Source organism: Mycobacterium lacus, from assembly GCF_010731535.1.
GTDB classification, from domain to species: Bacteria; Actinomycetota; Actinomycetes; order Mycobacteriales; family Mycobacteriaceae; genus Mycobacterium; species Mycobacterium lacus.
Genome location: NZ_AP022581.1, coordinates 4,892,074 through 4,907,066, shown reverse-complemented (window position 1 = coordinate 4,907,066; position 14,993 = coordinate 4,892,074). Strand labels below are relative to the sequence as shown.

The 14,993-nt window shown below is 67.3% G+C and carries 15 protein-coding genes, 1 tRNA gene and 1 pseudogene; 7 read left to right on the top strand and 10 right to left on the bottom strand.

The annotated features are described in order from the left end of the window. Nucleotides 1–6 precede the first annotated feature (6 nt). From G6N24_RS22730 to G6N24_RS22720, 3 genes are all read left to right on the top strand, one after another. Nucleotides 7–963, top strand: a complete 957-nt coding sequence (locus tag G6N24_RS22730) for a metallophosphoesterase (RefSeq protein ID WP_085160939.1) — start codon at nucleotides 7–9, stop codon at nucleotides 961–963. After that, entirely contained in the window at nucleotides 960–2,072 is a 1,113-nt protein-coding gene (gene cds1, locus G6N24_RS22725) for an L-cysteine desulfhydrase Cds1 (protein ID WP_085160937.1), read from the top strand. Before G6N24_RS22730 ends, cds1 begins: the two co-directional genes overlap by 4 nt. Before the next feature lie 61 nt (nucleotides 2,073–2,133). Further along, nucleotides 2,134–2,207: transfer RNA gene (locus tag G6N24_RS22720), tRNA-Pro, on the top strand. Nucleotides 2,208–2,291: 84 nt separating this feature from the next. On the opposite strand, the gene G6N24_RS22715 is transcribed toward G6N24_RS22720, so the two are convergent. The 8 genes from G6N24_RS22715 to G6N24_RS22680 form a co-directional block, all read right to left on the bottom strand. Next, a complete protein-coding gene (locus tag G6N24_RS22715; protein WP_085160934.1) occupies nucleotides 2,292–2,651 on the bottom strand; it encodes an Rv2640c family ArsR-like transcriptional regulator in 360 nt (119 codons plus the stop codon). Between the two features lie 66 nt (nucleotides 2,652–2,717). Beyond that, nucleotides 2,718–2,951, bottom strand: coding sequence for a hypothetical protein (locus G6N24_RS22710; protein ID WP_085160932.1), 234 nt, complete (start codon nucleotides 2,949–2,951; stop codon nucleotides 2,718–2,720). Nucleotides 2,952–3,044: 93 nt separating this feature from the next. After that, entirely contained in the window at nucleotides 3,045–4,469 is a 1,425-nt protein-coding gene (locus G6N24_RS22705; protein ID WP_232070845.1) for a cytochrome P450, read from the bottom strand. Nucleotides 4,470–4,485: 16 nt separating this feature from the next. Beyond that, nucleotides 4,486–4,788, bottom strand: coding sequence for a DUF4193 domain-containing protein (locus G6N24_RS22700; RefSeq protein ID WP_085160929.1), 303 nt, complete (start codon nucleotides 4,786–4,788; stop codon nucleotides 4,486–4,488). A gap of 167 nt (nucleotides 4,789–4,955) precedes the next feature. Then, complete coding sequence (locus G6N24_RS22695) at nucleotides 4,956–5,291, bottom strand: hypothetical protein (RefSeq protein WP_085160927.1); 336 nt, start codon at nucleotides 5,289–5,291, stop codon at nucleotides 4,956–4,958. A 152-nt stretch (nucleotides 5,292–5,443) separates the two neighbouring features. After that, on the bottom strand, nucleotides 5,444–5,785 hold the full coding sequence (locus tag G6N24_RS22690; RefSeq protein ID WP_085160925.1) for a hemophore-related protein: 342 nt from the start codon (nucleotides 5,783–5,785) through the stop codon (nucleotides 5,444–5,446). A 94-nt stretch (nucleotides 5,786–5,879) separates the two neighbouring features. After that, nucleotides 5,880–7,571 carry a CocE/NonD family hydrolase gene (locus G6N24_RS22685; RefSeq protein ID WP_372514579.1) on the bottom strand — a complete coding sequence of 564 codons (1,692 nt, stop codon included), beginning with the start codon at nucleotides 7,569–7,571 and terminating at the stop codon, nucleotides 5,880–5,882. 24 nt (nucleotides 7,572–7,595) lie between these two features. After that, nucleotides 7,596–8,519 (bottom strand): LysR family transcriptional regulator, encoded by a 924-nt coding sequence (locus tag G6N24_RS22680; protein ID WP_163745613.1) that lies wholly within the window; start codon nucleotides 8,517–8,519, stop codon nucleotides 7,596–7,598. 220 nt (nucleotides 8,520–8,739) lie between these two features. Between G6N24_RS22680 and G6N24_RS22675 the strand changes: the two genes are divergently transcribed. Both G6N24_RS22675 and G6N24_RS25440 read left to right on the top strand, forming a co-directional pair. After that, nucleotides 8,740–9,396, top strand: a complete 657-nt coding sequence (locus tag G6N24_RS22675) for a TetR/AcrR family transcriptional regulator (protein ID WP_085158996.1) — start codon at nucleotides 8,740–8,742, stop codon at nucleotides 9,394–9,396. A gap of 317 nt (nucleotides 9,397–9,713) precedes the next feature. After that, a pseudogene (locus G6N24_RS25440) lies at nucleotides 9,714–10,872 on the top strand (PE family protein); the annotation flags it as partial. A 332-nt stretch (nucleotides 10,873–11,204) separates the two neighbouring features. Here G6N24_RS25440 and G6N24_RS22660 read toward each other — a convergent pair. Beyond that, nucleotides 11,205–12,092 (bottom strand): LysR family transcriptional regulator, encoded by an 888-nt coding sequence (locus tag G6N24_RS22660; RefSeq protein ID WP_085158994.1) that lies wholly within the window; start codon nucleotides 12,090–12,092, stop codon nucleotides 11,205–11,207. Nucleotides 12,093–12,501: 409 nt separating this feature from the next. Between G6N24_RS22660 and G6N24_RS22655 the strand changes: the two genes are divergently transcribed. Then, nucleotides 12,502–13,116 (top strand): glycosyltransferase, encoded by a 615-nt coding sequence (locus G6N24_RS22655; RefSeq protein WP_139822297.1) that lies wholly within the window; start codon nucleotides 12,502–12,504, stop codon nucleotides 13,114–13,116. Between the two features lie 14 nt (nucleotides 13,117–13,130). Then, nucleotides 13,131–14,177 (top strand): helix-turn-helix transcriptional regulator, encoded by a 1,047-nt coding sequence (locus G6N24_RS22650; protein ID WP_232070649.1) that lies wholly within the window; start codon nucleotides 13,131–13,133, stop codon nucleotides 14,175–14,177. A gap of 18 nt (nucleotides 14,178–14,195) precedes the next feature. Here G6N24_RS22650 and G6N24_RS22645 read toward each other — a convergent pair whose 3' ends face one another. Continuing rightward, on the bottom strand, nucleotides 14,196–14,840 hold the full coding sequence (locus tag G6N24_RS22645; RefSeq protein WP_232070648.1) for a PAS and ANTAR domain-containing protein: 645 nt from the start codon (nucleotides 14,838–14,840) through the stop codon (nucleotides 14,196–14,198). Between the last annotated feature and the right edge of the window lie 153 nt (nucleotides 14,841–14,993).

The window sequence follows — 14,993 nt, the reverse complement described above, 5'->3', positions numbered from 1 at the left end:
GCCTCCATGGCTGTTTTGCCCGTCCTGTTACGCACCGGAGCCGCCGCCGTCGGCTCGGCGGTCGCCGGCATCGGTTACGCCGCGCTCATCGAGCGCAACGCGTTCGTCCTGCGTGAACTGACCATGCCCGTCCTGACGCCGGGCTCGACACCGCTGCGGGTGCTGCATATCAGTGATCTCCATATGCTGCCCAACCAGCGCCGCAAGCAGGCCTGGTTGCGTGAGCTGGCCAGTTGGGAGCCCGACCTGGTCGTCAACACCGGTGACAACCTGGCGCACCCCAAGGCGGTGCCCGCCGTGGTGCAGACCCTGAGCGACCTGCTGTCCCGGCCGGGTGTGTTCGTCTTCGGCAGCAATGACTACTTCGGTCCGCGGCTGAAGAACCCGATGAATTACCTGACCAATCCGGGTCATCGCGTCCGTGGTGAGCCCTTGCCCTGGCAGGATTTGCGGGCGGCTTTCACCGAGCGAGGGTGGCTCGACCTCACCCACACCCGCCGCGAGTTCGAGGTGGCCGGGCTGCACATCGCCGCCGCGGGCGTGGACGACCCGCACATCGACCGGGACCGGTACGAAACGATCGCCGGCCCGGCCAGCCCGGCCGCCAACCTGCGGCTGGGGCTGACCCATTCGCCGGAGCCGCGGGTGCTGGACCGCTTCGCGGCCGACGGCTATCAGCTGGTGATGGCCGGCCACACCCACGGTGGCCAACTCTGCCTGCCGTTCTACGGGGCCGTGGTGACCAACTGCGGCCTCGACCGCACCCGTGCCAAGGGCGCGTCGCGCTGGGGCGCAAACATGCGCTTGCACGTCTCCGCCGGGATCGGCACCTCACCCTTCGCGCCCGTGCGATTCTGCTGCCGGCCCGAGGCGACCCTGCTGACATTGATCGCCACCCCCATGGGCGGCCGAGACTCGCGCACCAACCTGGGCCGTTCGCAGCCCGCGGCCTCGGTGCGTTGAACGAACGGGCCCGGGTCGCCGTCCGCAGCCTGCCGCGAAGTTGGACCGACAACGCCATCCGGCTGATCGAGGCCGATGCCCGTCGCAGCGCCGATACCCACCTGCTGCGCTACCCGCTGCCGTCGGCCTGGCAGGAAGACCCCGATATCGACGTCGAGCTGTACCTCAAAGACGAGACGACGCACATCACCGGCAGCCTCAAACACCGGCTGGCCCGCTCGTTGTTCCTGTACGCCTTGTGCAACGGGTGGATCGGTGAGGGCACCACGGTCGTCGAGGCGTCGTCGGGTTCGACGGCGGTGTCGGAGGCGTACTTCGCGTCGCTGCTGGGTCTGCCGTTCGTCGCCGTGATGCCGGCGAGCACCAGCGCCGCCAAGGTGGCGCTGATCGAATCACAAGGCGGCCGTTGCCATTTCGTGGAAAACTCAAGCGAGGTTTATGCCGAGGCTGAGCGGGTGGCGCGGGAAACCGGCGGGCATTACCTGGACCAGTTCACCAACGCCGAGCGGGCGACGGACTGGCGCGGCAACAACAACATCGCCGAGTCGATCTACGTGCAGATGCGCGACGAGAAACACCCCATCCCGGAATGGATCGTCGTCGGCGCGGGCACCGGCGGAACGAGCGCGACGATAGGCCGCTACATCCGCTATCGGCGGCACGCGACCCGGTTGTGCGTCGTCGACCCCGAGAACTCCGCATTCTTTCCCGCCTACGCCGAAGACCGATCCGACATCGTCGTGCCGACGTCCTCCCGGATCGAGGGCATCGGCCGGCCGCGGGTCGAGCCGTCGTTCCTGCCCGGGGTGGTCGACCGGATGGTCGCGGTGCCCGACGCGGCATCGATCGCCGCCGCCCGCCACGTCAGCGCCGTTCTGGGGCGCCGCGTGGGACCGTCGACGGGCACCAACCTGTGGGGAGCCTTCGGCCTGCTCGCCGAGATGGTCGCCGAAGGCCGCGGCGGCTCGCTGGTCACGCTGCTCGCCGACAGTGGCGACCGCTACGCCGACACCTACTTTTCCGACGAGTGGGTCAGTGCCCAGGGGATCGACCCGACGGGCCCCGCCCGGGCACTGGTCGAATTCGAACGCTCCTGCCGCTGGAGCTGATGCGCTGCGCCGCGGTTTGGCGAGCCGATGGGCCGGTGCGATAGGCTGTCGTGGCTTCAAGCGGGGTGTGGCGCAGCTTGGTAGCGCGCTTCGTTCGGGACGAAGAGGCCGTGGGTTCAAATCCCGCCACCCCGACTCGTGCGAGCAGACGCATAATCGCCTATTTCGGCCCGAAAATCGGCGATTCTGCGTCTGCTCGTCGGCGTGGCGCAGGCCGACTCAGCCGCAACAGTTTGGGTCGAGCACTCTGCACAGCGCCACAAGTGATTCCCGACCGGCGCGGTGGTACACGCTCATCCCGCGCCGCTCGGATTCCACGATGCCGGCGCGTCGAAGCTGACTGAGGTGATGACTCACCGTGGGTTCGCTCACCCCCACGGCGTGCGCGAGGTCGCGGCTGCATTCCTCACCGGCGGGTGAGCCAAACAGCAGCGAGACCAATCTGACCCGAACAGGGTCGGCCAATGCCTTGAGGCGCAGTGCAATCCCCAAAGCAGCGTCGTCATCGAGTGGCCCTGCAGCGACGGGAGCGCAGCACACCGGCGCGGAGATGTCCACCTTCGGCAGCGTCTTCGGCATGCGGCAATCCTGCCACAGCTTGTTGACATATATCAAAGCAGTGACATCGCCGGGAAGCAGCGCAAGCTAGATCGCATGCGCGCCGGCCAGCATGGACAACACGACGATCCAGCCCGCCGAGACCAGCAGGCCGGCGACCGCCAGCCCACGCCCTTCGTCTCGGTTCTCGATCTCGCACAGCGCCGCGACCGCGCAGATCACGCTCAAGACGACGGCCCCAACCACGCCGAACGCCAGCGCTGCCAAGGCATAGGCGTTGGTAGCGCGCTGCGGCGCGGTGTTGGCAACGGAACTGGTCATGGCGCATGCTCCTTCGTGGCGGACAGTCGCCGAAGAGAATCTCGGCCGGCGCTTGGAGGGTTCTCAACGGATTCCTGGAGCCGGCCGCCGTAGCTACCGCGCGGGGCGGAACCGCACCCTGGTGCCGTGGCGCGGCGCCAGCATGATGGAGCGCCGCACGATCTTCTCGGCGTTTTCGTCGACGGCGCTGAACTCGCCCTCGCGCAGCAGCACGTGCAGCACGGTGATCAACTCGCGCATGGAGAAGCTCGCGCCGAGGCAGCGCTTGACACCGCCGCCGAAGGGCACCCATGCGTACGTTTGCGGTCGGGTGCCAAGAAATCGCTCGGGACGGAACTCGTGTGGATGCTCGTATGTGTCGGGGTTGCGATTAATGGCGATGATATGGACGACGATTCGCGTGCCGGGATCGAGCTGGTAGTCACCGATGCGGAATGGTCGCGCGACCACGCGGGCAGTTAGCGGCGCGGGCGGACGTATCCGCAGGGTTTCGCTGATCACCGCGGTCGTGAAGGCTTCCGCACCGCTGACGGCCTCGGACCGCACGCGTCGCAGCGCATCTGGGTGGTGCAGCAGAAGGTCGATTGCCCATGCCAACGTCGTCGCGGTGGTTTCGTGACCCGCCAGCGCCAAGGTGACCAGATCGTCGCGAATCTCGTTGTCCGACAACTGTTCACCATCGTCCCCACGCGCGCACATGAGCAACGCCAGGATGTCGCTTCGTTCGTTGAGGCGTGGATCCTTGCGCCGTTGGGCGATAAGTGGCATGACAACGTCATCGACGGCCCTGTTGGCACGGGCACGCGACGGCCACACCCGTAGCGCGCCTAGGCGACGCAGCGCGTAGCGGATGGTCAATTGCTCTGAAACACCAAGCTTTAGCAGGCGTTCGAACGGGCGGCCCAATCGCCGCACCTCGTCGGGATCGTCGACACCGAAGATGACCTTGACGATCACGTCCAGCATCAGCGACCGTGCCGCTGCCAACATCTCGAACGGACGGTCGACCGGCCAGCCGCGCATCGCGGTGCGGGCGCTGTCCTCGATGATCGGCACGTAGCTGCTCAGCGCGGGGCCGTGCAGCGGAGGCGTCAGAAGCTTGCGCCGCCGCAGATGCTCCGGCTCCTCCTGGACGAACATCGACCCGGGCCCGTAGATCGCTGCCGCCGGTCCCACCCCCTCGCCCCCGAGCAGCACGTCGGTGGGGGCGGTGAAAACCTCCTTGACCAGCGCCGGGTCGGACACGATCGCAATGTCACCCAGGCTGAGGATGGGCATCGTCATGATCGGTCCGTACCGACGGATCAATCGCAGCATCCGCCGCTCGCCGCCCACGACATAGGCGGCCGCGTACGCCGCGGCAAAAGCCGGCCGAAGCCCGCGGGGGGCGGGTAACCCGGGTGGACGGCTCGGGGCATCCGGCGCCCTCTCCCAGCCAGGTGCGGACGCTGCCACGGTTACGACAGAAACACAGCCCTTCGCACAGGTCAACGCGACCCGGCAAGCGTCAGAACCCAGCTGCGCGCTTCGTCGATCACGCGCAGTCGGCACAGATCGGAAGCCCACCGCTGGTGTGACGCAATCGGCTGCGATGCTGCACCAGGAAGCAACTCGAACACGTGAACTCATCGGCGCGCTGCGGAACTACCTTCATCGAGAGTTCTTCACCGGACAGGTCCGCGCCGGGCAGCTCGAAGAAGGACACGTCGTTCGGGTCCTCGTCGACGAGGGTTGCGGGCGGCCCGGGCAGGACAGGCGCCAGCTCGCGAAGAGCGGATCTGTCGACAGACTCGACGTCGAACACGCGGCGTGCGTCGTAATCGCTGGCGGTCGACATGGGCGTTCCTTCCTGCTGAGCGGCCGGGTCAACCCACCCCCGGTGGTTCACCCGTGGCTCAGGCAATACCCCGATCGGATCGCCGCCACACCCATCAGCGCGGACAAGTTGCACACGCGACAAACCGACGCGATCCGCGACGCCGCGGCCGGGTTGGGCCCGCGGCTTTAGCGTGCCGTGAACCGCAGCCGGCGCCAGGCGGTCGGGAACCACGCAGCCGCGTCGGATGCGGCGGGGCACCAAAGCTCCGCGCGGGAAGGCTCCCGTCGGCTATGCGAGATCCAGGCCAGGCCGAACCAGGGCGCCATTACACCGAAAACCAGGGCCACCGCGGCCACCGCCAGGTGTCCGGCAATCATCGCAACCAACCCCACCGCCAGGGCGACCGCCCACACCGCGGCAGCCACCAGGCCGGGCACGTTCACGGCGTTCTCGATGGCGGCGTCGCCGGCCGGCTGGGCGCGGCATCCAGGATCCCCGGCGTCGCGTCCGGTGTAGGCCATGAGCACTCCCAGCGAGAAGATTGCAGGTCAACGCTATAGGGTGGCGAACCGTCCGTCGACAGCTCTCCGAAGTTCCCCTCGGGTCATTATAGCTATAGGATACTGTTTCGCACGCTTTGATCTCGCGCATCCCGGGCTACCCGGGTCAGCCCCTACGAACTCGGGCTAGTGCCGCCGATCGGCGTCAGGATGTCCCTCAGGTCGCCGTACTCCTGCGGGTGCTGAGTAACGTAGTTGCGAAGGCTGATCAGCACCGGTGGGCGTGGGTGGTTGTATGCGGCGCCAACCGCCTGGTTGGCGTCCGGGTGGGCGGCCAGGTACGCACACGCGGAACCGGTCGCCGGCGACACCGTCGCCCGCACACCTTCGGGACCGCAATCGGGGGTCGCGCCTGCCTGGGGCGCGCCGAGCGCGGCAATGGCCATCCCCCCGAGCAGACATCCGGCACCGATGCCGGCCACTCGCCGCTGTACGGCGAGACGGCTGATTTTCATCGTCGTCGTCCTTCGAATGTGCGATCTGGTCGCTGACGGTCCCGACCCTGAACTTCAAGTAGCCGAACCCACCGCCGCCCAAACCCGGCTGCGGTTATGCGGGAATGACGGGCACGCGCAGCCGTGCGGGTCGGTCGGCTCCCCAATGCAGGGTGCATCGTGCCGGTGGGCTCGGCACGTATGAAGCGGGAAAAGTGCCGTAGAGGGGATTGCGTGGCGCAAGCGAACGGCCCGCGACAAGGAGCCGGATGTGGTCGCCGGCATGGAAGGCGGTGGCAGACGGGCCCAACGCGACCTCGACGGGAACGATTTCACCGGGCGACAGGGGTTGGGGTCGCCGGAACGTGTGAACCGGTTCGTACGCCGTGGAACGCTCGGCATCGATTTCGCGCAGGGACGCGCGCTGCCATCCCGTCGTCACCCGGTCCCGACCGAAGCCGTGCGACCCTTCGAACGAAACCCATTGTTGGCCAACCCATTTCTCGACGCCGACGAACAGCCCGACGTCGTCGGCTCCGTCGACGGACACCCACAGCGCCAGGCTCATGGGGCCGGTGAGTTCGAGGTCGCCGGCGACCGCGAAGGTGAAAGCCGCGGCGCGCCGACGGGTGTGAAAGGTGACGGATCCGTCCACGGTCGGTGGCGCGGTGCCCAGCACCCCGTTGTCGGCGAGATACAGATCGCGCCAGTTGGTGCGCTTCAGCGGCCATTCCTGCTCGGCGCGGACCTCGACGATGACGTCGCGCCGCTCTCGCACCTCGAGCCGGACCCGAGGCAGCTTGGGCGCGTCGCGGTGCTTGAGGTAACGGTCGAAGAAGGCCAGCTGGGCCCGGCGGGCGTCCTCGCTGTAGAACGTCGCCCACTTGCCGCCGCGATGGGTGTAGACGAATTTGTCTGTCGCACTGATCTTTTCGAATGCGCGGAAGGAGCCGCGGCTGTGCAGATTGTTGTCCGAGAAGCTCGCGCAGATGAGCATCGGTACCTCGATCCTGGCGAGGTCTGGCACCAGGGATTGCCACCATTGATCGCGCAGGGGATGCGCCCTGCGCTGCGCGCCGATGTCCTCGGTGACACGCATCCGCCGTTTCACCCCGGTCTGCCAGATGCGGGAGAAGCCGTTCTCGACGATTCCACCGGGAGTGAACAGATCCCGGTAGGCATCGGTGAACCCTTCCCAAGGGCAGATCGCCTTGAGGCTGGGCGGGCGCAGCGCGGCCGCCTTGAACTGTGAAATCGCCAGATAGGACACCCCGAGCATTCCGACGCTGCCGGTGGACCACGGCTGTGCCCCGGCCCACTCGACGAGGTCGTACACGTCCTGGCCCTCCTGGTCGGAAAGCAATGCGCCGGCACCCTCTGATGTTCCGGCACCGCGCAGATCGGCGTTGACGACGGCGTATCCCTGCGCCACCCACCAGACCGGATCGGGTGCTTCCCAACTGGTCTCGCTGGAGAGTTCGACCGGACCGGGTTGGCGCATGACGCGAAACAGCGGATTGGCATGCCACCGGCGCCATCTGCGCTTGGGCAGCCAGTCCTTCCCGTACGGGTGGGCCGACAGGACCACGGGGAAGGGTCCCGCCCCCAGAGGCCAATAAATATTGACCCGCAGCACCACACCGTCGCGCATACGGACCGCGACTTCACGATCCACCACCAGATCGGGCGGTGCGGCCGACACGCGCACCGGCGGGCGAAGGATCCCGCGAAGCCGGGTGGCCGCGTACCGGATGGCCCCCGGACGCCTCCAGGGACGGTCGTAGATGGGGTATTGCGTCGACACAATGTGCTCCTGGATGCGCGGTGGATCTCACCCCGCGATAAGCCGTGCAGCCGGCCGATAATCGTGTTCCGGCAGGCCGCAGGACGCGATCACGGTGTCACGGAACGCGGCGGCCGACGGCGGCAGATACCGGTTGGTCATCCAGCCGACCGCGATGGGCCGGACCAGCTGCGTGTCGTCGACGGCGATCTCGACGATGTCCGGCGGCGGTGTGGCCGCCCTGGGCAGCACACCCACCCCCAACCCCGCCCCGATCAGGCCGCGCAACGTGCAGATGTCGGCGCCCTCGAAGGCGATCGTGGGCCTGATGCCATGACGCTCGCAGGCGTCGTCGAAGATCCTGCGCAGCGTGTGATTGCGGTCCAGGGCCACAAACGGTTGTCCGGCAAGCTCTTCGAAGCCGATCACCTCCCGGTGAGCCAACGGATGCTCCGGATCGACCACGGCATAAAGCGGTTGGGTGAACAACGGATGCCATTTCACTCCGGGTGATTCGTCGAATGTCACGCGGTAGCTAAGGCAGACGTCGATGGCGCCGCTGGTGAGATCGTTGACCAGTACGGGTCCGGAGCGCTGGCGCAGCTCGAATCGGGCCGCGGGGTGGCGGTCATGATGACGGCGGATCAGCCGGGGCACCGTGGCCGCGCCCAGCGACATGAGGAATCCCAGGGCCACCGTGCCGGCGTCGGCGCCGGCGAGTTGGCGCACGTCGGACACGGCGGTCTCGAGGCTGTGGTGCGCGCTTCGGCTCGCGCGCAGGAACGCCCGCCCGAACCGGTTGAGTTCGTTGGCCCGGCCGCGCCGGGTGAACAGCTCGACCCCGATCTCGGATTCGAGCATGGCGATGGCCCGGCTGACGGCCGATTGCGACACCGCCAACTTCTCGGCGGCGTCGCGCAGCGTGCCGACCTCGGCGACCGTCTGGAAGTAACGCAGCTGATAAAGCTCCACAGTCAGACTCCAAAATTCCGTGGCACGCAAGGGTTTGCGCCCAACCCGCACTCAGCTGCCCAGATCCGGGCCGCGTAGGGATCGATCACACGGTGCTTCGACCACGCCCCGTCTAAGGGGTATCGCCTCGGCATGTCGGCTCCCTGCTGACGCATGTGATTAGAGTAGCACTCTAATCTGCTTGAGCGCAACTCTAATTCTATTGAGTTAGGCTGTGATTGTGGAAACCAAACGGCCTCGGAACACCACCCGGTTACGCGAAGCGGGAGCGGCCGCGCGCGCGGAAACTCGCCGGCTGCTGCTGGCGGCGGCCGCCGAAGAATTCACTCGCGTCGGCTATGTCGCCGCCACGGTCAATCGAATCGCCGAGGGCGCCGGGGTCACCGTGCAGACGCTCTACCTGGCATGGGGAAGCAAACGCGCGTTGCTGCGCGGCTACCTGCAAAGCACACTCACGCCCGGCGCCATGCCGTCGGGCGAGTTCTATGTCTCCCAACTGCATCCCGACAGCCCGGCCGCAACCGTGGCCCAGATTGCGAAAGTGTTCTGCGGCGCAGCGCAGCGCTCGGCAATCGCGTGGCGGGCCTACCGCGAGGGAGCCGCCGTCGACGATGCCATCGCCGAGGAATGGCAGGAGCTCCAGACGCTGCGCCGTGGATCATTCGAGGCCATGCTGGCAACCATCCCAGACAACGCATTGCAACTTCCGCGAGAAGACGCCGTGGATACCCTATGGGCCATCGCCAGTCCCGCCACCTACGAGCTGATGGTCTGCGGCGCCGGCTACACGCTCGAGCGCTTCGAGGCCTGGCTCACGGCAACCCTGCAAAACGCCCTTCTTTACGCCGTCGCCGCCCCCCCACGTGCCTCGTGTTGAGGCGCCACATAGCAAGCAGGCTCTCAACGAACGCTTGCATCGGCCGTGAACATCGGGCTACTCGGTGGGCGCCGAGGGATTCCGCAACCGCCGGGTCACCCGCGCTCAACGTCAGTCGCGTTAGCACACAAAGCCTTTCGACGTGCACGTTGCGACTGAGCCACTGCTGCCTGCCCGCACCACCAGAGGGCAACACTTTCATTCAACGCAACGCTTCTTTCAAAACCTTCTGCTAGACGCCCTACCGTGTCGGCGCGCACGCTGCTGGAGCACCCGCCAAGCGGCGTGGCTGCTCATAGGTGGCGGAAGGAAAAACAATGTCGTTTCTCAACGTGGCGCCGGACTTCGTGGCGGCCGCGGCTTCGGATCTGGCTGGCATTGGCACCGCGATCAGCGACGCCAACGTGGCGGCGGCAGCGCCGACGACCGCGATCGCCGCCGCGGGTGCTGACGAGATATCGGCCGCCATCGCGACACTGTTCGGCACCCACGCCCAGCACTATCAAGCCCTGAGCGCGCAAGCGGCGGCCTTTCATGACCGGTTTGTGCAGGCGTTGACCGCCGCCGGGGGCTCATATGGGATTGCGGAAGCCGTCAACGCCTCCCCCTTGCAGACCCTGCAGCGCGATGCGCTGGGCGCGATCAATGCGCCCACCGAGGCCCTGTTGGGGCGCCCGCTGATCGGCAACGGCGCCAACGGGACCGCGCCGGGACAGGCCGGCGGCGCCGGTGTTGCTTTTGGGCAACGGCGGTAACGGGGCGCCCGGCACCAAGCCCGGGCTGGCCGGTGGCGCTGGAGGTGCGGCGGGGCTGATCGGCAACGGCGGCGCCAGCGGCGCCGGCGGGGCCGGTGGCCACGGCTCGACCGCGGGTGCGGCCGGGCTGGCCGGCAACACCCCCTACGCCGGCGGCGACGGCGGCGATGGCGGGAACGGGAGCTCCAACTTGTTCGACGCGGGTAACGGCGGGGCCGGCGGCAACGGCGGCACCGGCGGCAGCGGAATCAACGGCGCGAGTGGCGGGGCCGGCGGAGACGGCGGCAACGGCGGCGGCTTCCCCACCCTATTCACCGGTGGGGCTGGCGGGGCCGGCGGGCACGGCGGCACCGGCGGCACCGGTTCCCAAATCGGAGGTGCTGGCGGTGCCGGAGGGACCGGCGGCGACGGCGGCAACGGACAAACGCAAGGCGGCAACGGCGGCAACGGCGGCACCGGCGGCAACGGCGGCGCCGGCGGCAACGGCGGCGCCGGCAACATTGGCGGCGACGGCGGCAGCGGCGCGAACGGCGGGATCGGGGGCGACGCCGGTGACGACGGCGCCAGCGGCGGCGACGGCGGCACCGGCGGCAGCGGCGGAACGGGCGGCGCCGGCGCCGGCGGTCCTGGTGGAGCCCCCCAGCCAGGCCTGGCCGGCGGCACCCACACCGGCAAAAATGGCGGCGAGAGCGGCGCCGGCGGCGCCGGCGGAACCGGGGGCCCCGCGTAGCCCAGCGGTCTGTTGCCGGCGCGACGGCGGTGACTCATCCCGCAATTTTGTGCAGCCCACACGAAAGGCATCGCGCGGTCCGGGATTTATCAGAGGTGCACACCCACGGCCTTGAGCTGACTCGATCCGCGAGATCTCGGCCGAATAGCTCCGTGTAGCAGACGTTTACGAACAAATTCTTGCGCCCGAGCATCCATTACGGCCGACAGCGTCGCTACCGGCATCGAGCGTTGGTGCTCAGCCCCGGCCAGCGTGGTGGTCGGCCCTGCCACCACGAAGACGTAACCGAAGGACGACGCTGTGCAGACCCCGTATCACAAGCATCAGTCCGGCAGCCCACAGGACGCGATCGCGGTGTCACGGAACGCGGCGGCCGACGGCGGCAGATACCGGTTGGTCATCCAGCCGACCGCGATGGGCCGGACCAATTGCGTGTCGTCGACGGCGATCTCGACGATGTCCGGCGGCGGTGTGGCCGCCTTGGGCAGCACACCGACCCCCAACCGCGCCCCGATCAGGCCGCGCAGCGTGGTGATGTCGGTGCTCTCGAACGCGATCGTGGGCGTGATGCCATGACGTTCGCAGGCGTCGTCGAAGATCCTGCGCAGCGTGTTCGCCCGATCGAGGGCCACAAACGGTTGTCCGGCAAGCTCTTCGAAGCCGATCACCTCCCGGTGAGCCAACGGGTGATCCCGGTCGACCACGGCATAGAGCCGCTGGGTGAACAACGGATGCCATTTCACTCCGGGTGATTCGTCGAATGTCATGGGATAGCTGAGGCAGACGTCGATGGCGCCGCTGGTCAGGTCGTTGACCAGCGCGGGCCCGCAGCGCTGACGCAGCTCGAATCGGGCCGCGGGGTGGCAGGCATGATGACGGCGGATCAGCCGGGGCACCGTCGCCACGCCCAGCGACACCAGGAACCCCAGCGCCACCCTCCCGGCGTCGACGCCCGCGAGTTGGCGCACGTCGGACACGGCGGTCTCGAGGCTGCGCTGTGCGGTCCGGCTCGCGCGCAGGAACGCCCGCCCAAATCGGTTGAGTTCGTTGGCCCGGCCGCGCCGGGTGAACAGCTCGACCCCGATCTCGGATTCGAGCATGGCGATGGCCCGGCTGACGGCCGATTGCGACACCGCCAACTTCTCGGCGGCGTCGCGCAGCGTGCCGACCTCGGCGACCGCATGAAAATAACGCAACTGGTAAAGCTCCACCGAATCCCCAACTCCTTTGAGACGCAAGGGTTTATGGTCACGGATTGCCCGCGGGAGGCGAGGCGGCCATCACGGCAGGTGGCGCTGTAGACGCGAGGCGGACACGTCCATCTCCGTTCACGGCGCCCCGACCAATTTTGTAATTCTTGGTCGTCAGCGGGCCACACCAACCTGCCTCCGGCGAGCAGGTCCGAGTGAGGCTACGCATGGCCGAGGGCCGACGGAAGTGCCCTTAACGCTTTCTTTACGGCATTACCGGCGACTTTTGCGGCCTTACCAACGGTTACCCGCCAGGCTAGTCGGTGAACGAAGCCCCGCCACCGGGTTTAGCCGGTGCCAGAACGGGTAATCCGCCGGTTCGCCAGGGGTTGGCATCGGGAGTCGTGCGTTTCCTGCGAAAGGAGTGGCGGTGAGGGTCGCAATCGTCAGCGGCAACGACTGCGAACAGCTGAGCGCGGAGCTGGCGGCCCAGGGGGACGACGTCACCGCCTACGTCCGCCGGCAGGATCGCCGCCCGGCACACATGACCACCGCACGGAACTGCCGGAGGGTCGCGGTGCGCGCCGGACCCCCTGCGGAGCTGCCCGCTGCGGAGGTGCTTCCGTTCGTCGGTGACTGGGCGGCCGAACTGGAGGGTCGCTGGTCGTCGGATCGACCCGACATCGTGCACCCGTACGGCTGGTTGGGCGGCCTGGCGGCTCAACTGGCGGCACGGCGGACCCGGGCAACCGGTGGCAGCAACGAAGAGATCGAAGCGCTGACCGATACCGTGATCCATTCCGTCACCGGATTCGTGGTGCCACCCAACAAACCCCGTGAATTGGTCGCCGCGTTGAAACCCTTTCAAGGGCAACCCTTTCAGTGCGAGAGCATGGGGGCGGCCGGTCGGTCCCGCGCGATGTCACGCTTCACCTGGGACCGGATCGCGCGCGACGCGCGCGGCATCTGTCACCAAGCCAATTCTGAGCCGCACCCCGACAAAGCGGCGTGCCGAAATTCCCGCCCCGCGGCGCCGGCGGTCTAGCCTCAACCAGGATTGTGAGAACCACGACAAGCACCATTGGCAGCGCCGGACCCGGCGTGGGCGGCGGGGCCCGCGCCGCGACACATTCCGGCCCCCATCGGCTGGCCGAGCCCAGCGGTCCGGACGCGATTCGCCACGAGCGATTCCGCACCCGTGACCGGGCCGCGGCCCAGCGATTCCTGGACAGCGCGTCCACGCCGGGCTGGGAGATCACTGGGCTCGCGAGGGGCTCGGGCGTCACGCACCGACGCTATGACGCCGGGTTCATCGCCGTCGACGAGTTGCTGAGCGACGGCAAGGTCAGCTACCGGATCCAGCCCAACGACTGTGTCGTCGTCATCCAGCCCCGGGCGGGGCCGGTGACAGTAGCCGGCGAGCCGGTCAACACGCTCGACAGTCCGTTGCTCGTCACGGACGGCATTCCCTGTGCGCTGCAAGCAAACACCGCGCGATTGACGGTAGTGACTGTCGACGCGAAGGTACTGCGCACGGCGGCAAGGGGCCGCAACGCGCCACTCCCACAACATATTCGGTTCCTAAATTCCCGTCCGCAGTCGCGCGCGCTGGTGCGCATCTGGGACCGAACGCTGGATTACGTGGCCAACACCTTCGCGAGCGAAGACATTTCGCAACGGCCACTGATTGTTGCGGCGGCGGCGCACCTACTGGCTTCCGCGATGCTCGAGTGTTTCCCCTCCAACGTGAACTCCGGAGTGGACTTACCTGGCAACGCGGCCGTCCCGGCGGCATTCACGGGCGCGGTGTCGTTTATCCAACAACACGCCGGCCATGGTATCGGGATCAACGACATTGCGGCCGCCGTGCGTCTCACGCCGCGAGCGGTCCAGTACCTGTTCCGGCAGCAGCTAAACACCACACCGACGGAATACCTGCGTCGCGTCCGGCTACACCGCGCCCATCGGGACCTGACGAGCGGCGACCGATCGACCACCACCGTCACCGAAATCGCGCAACGTTGGGGCTTCGCTCACGCCGGACGGTTTGCCATGCTCTACCGCCAAACCTACGGGGAGAGCCCACACGACACGCTCAAAAACTAAGCAGCGAACGCATTTCGGCTACGCGCTGCTGTCCCGCAGCGTGAGTAGCAATTCGTCGACCGGGCATCCTGCCACCTCATCGGGGAATGCTCGTTGTGTGGTGGTCTCGGCGACCACCCGTTCGGCGATGTCGCGCAGCTTGGTGTTCGATTGCTGAGACAGCTTTGTCATCAGCTGGAACGCGGAATTGGCGTCTACCCCGAAGCGCAGCATCATGATGCCCATGGCCTGATTGATCACCGCCCGCCGCTCATTGACCGCCGTCACCGATTCCGTCAGCCGCTTGCGCACGTCGGCCTGGAACGGTTCGGTGATGTCGACATAAAACCCAGCGGTGCCGGCCGGCCTGCCGGCGTTGTCGTACAGCCGATCGCCGACCACGACAACCATGTGCGGGTCACCACGGGTATCGATGATTCGGTGCCGGTTGCTGAACGCCACCCCGTGTCGGCGCACCTGTCCGACCAATTCGGCCACGATCGGCTTCTCGTCCGGATGTTTGTGCGCAAGGATCAAGCTGGTGGTCGGCGTGACGCTACCCGGTTCATACCCGTGCATCCGGGCCACCTCGGCCGACCACTCCCACCGGTCATCACGCAAGAAGTAGCGAAATCTGCCCACCGGTGCCCACCGGTCGCGTCCCCTCAGCGCATTTGCGCACACAACCCCAATGTATTGCGATGCCCCGCACAAGGTGTCCCATTCCGGCATTCCTCTTCGGATTCCGGATAACACCGACACACAGCGAAACGAGATGCGCTGTCGCCCTTTGCTATTCGTGCGATCAGCGTGCAAGTAACCTTGACCAGGATTTGC

Excerpts from the sequence above, each read along its gene's own strand:
- G6N24_RS22700 (WP_085160929.1), bottom strand. The coding sequence starts at position 4,788 with ATGTCGACCGCCAGCGATTACGACGCACGCCGCGTGTTCGACGTCGAG.
- G6N24_RS22695 (WP_085160927.1), bottom strand. The coding sequence starts at position 5,291 with ATGGCCTACACCGGACGCGACGCCGGGGATCCTGGATGCCGCGCCCAG.
- G6N24_RS22730 (WP_085160939.1), top strand. The coding sequence starts at position 7 with ATGGCTGTTTTGCCCGTCCTGTTACGCACCGGAGCCGCCGCCGTCGGC.
- G6N24_RS22715 (WP_085160934.1), bottom strand. The coding sequence starts at position 2,651 with ATGCCGAAGACGCTGCCGAAGGTGGACATCTCCGCGCCGGTGTGCTGC.
- G6N24_RS22690 (WP_085160925.1), bottom strand. The coding sequence starts at position 5,785 with ATGAAAATCAGCCGTCTCGCCGTACAGCGGCGAGTGGCCGGCATCGGT.
- G6N24_RS22710 (WP_085160932.1), bottom strand. The coding sequence starts at position 2,951 with ATGACCAGTTCCGTTGCCAACACCGCGCCGCAGCGCGCTACCAACGCC.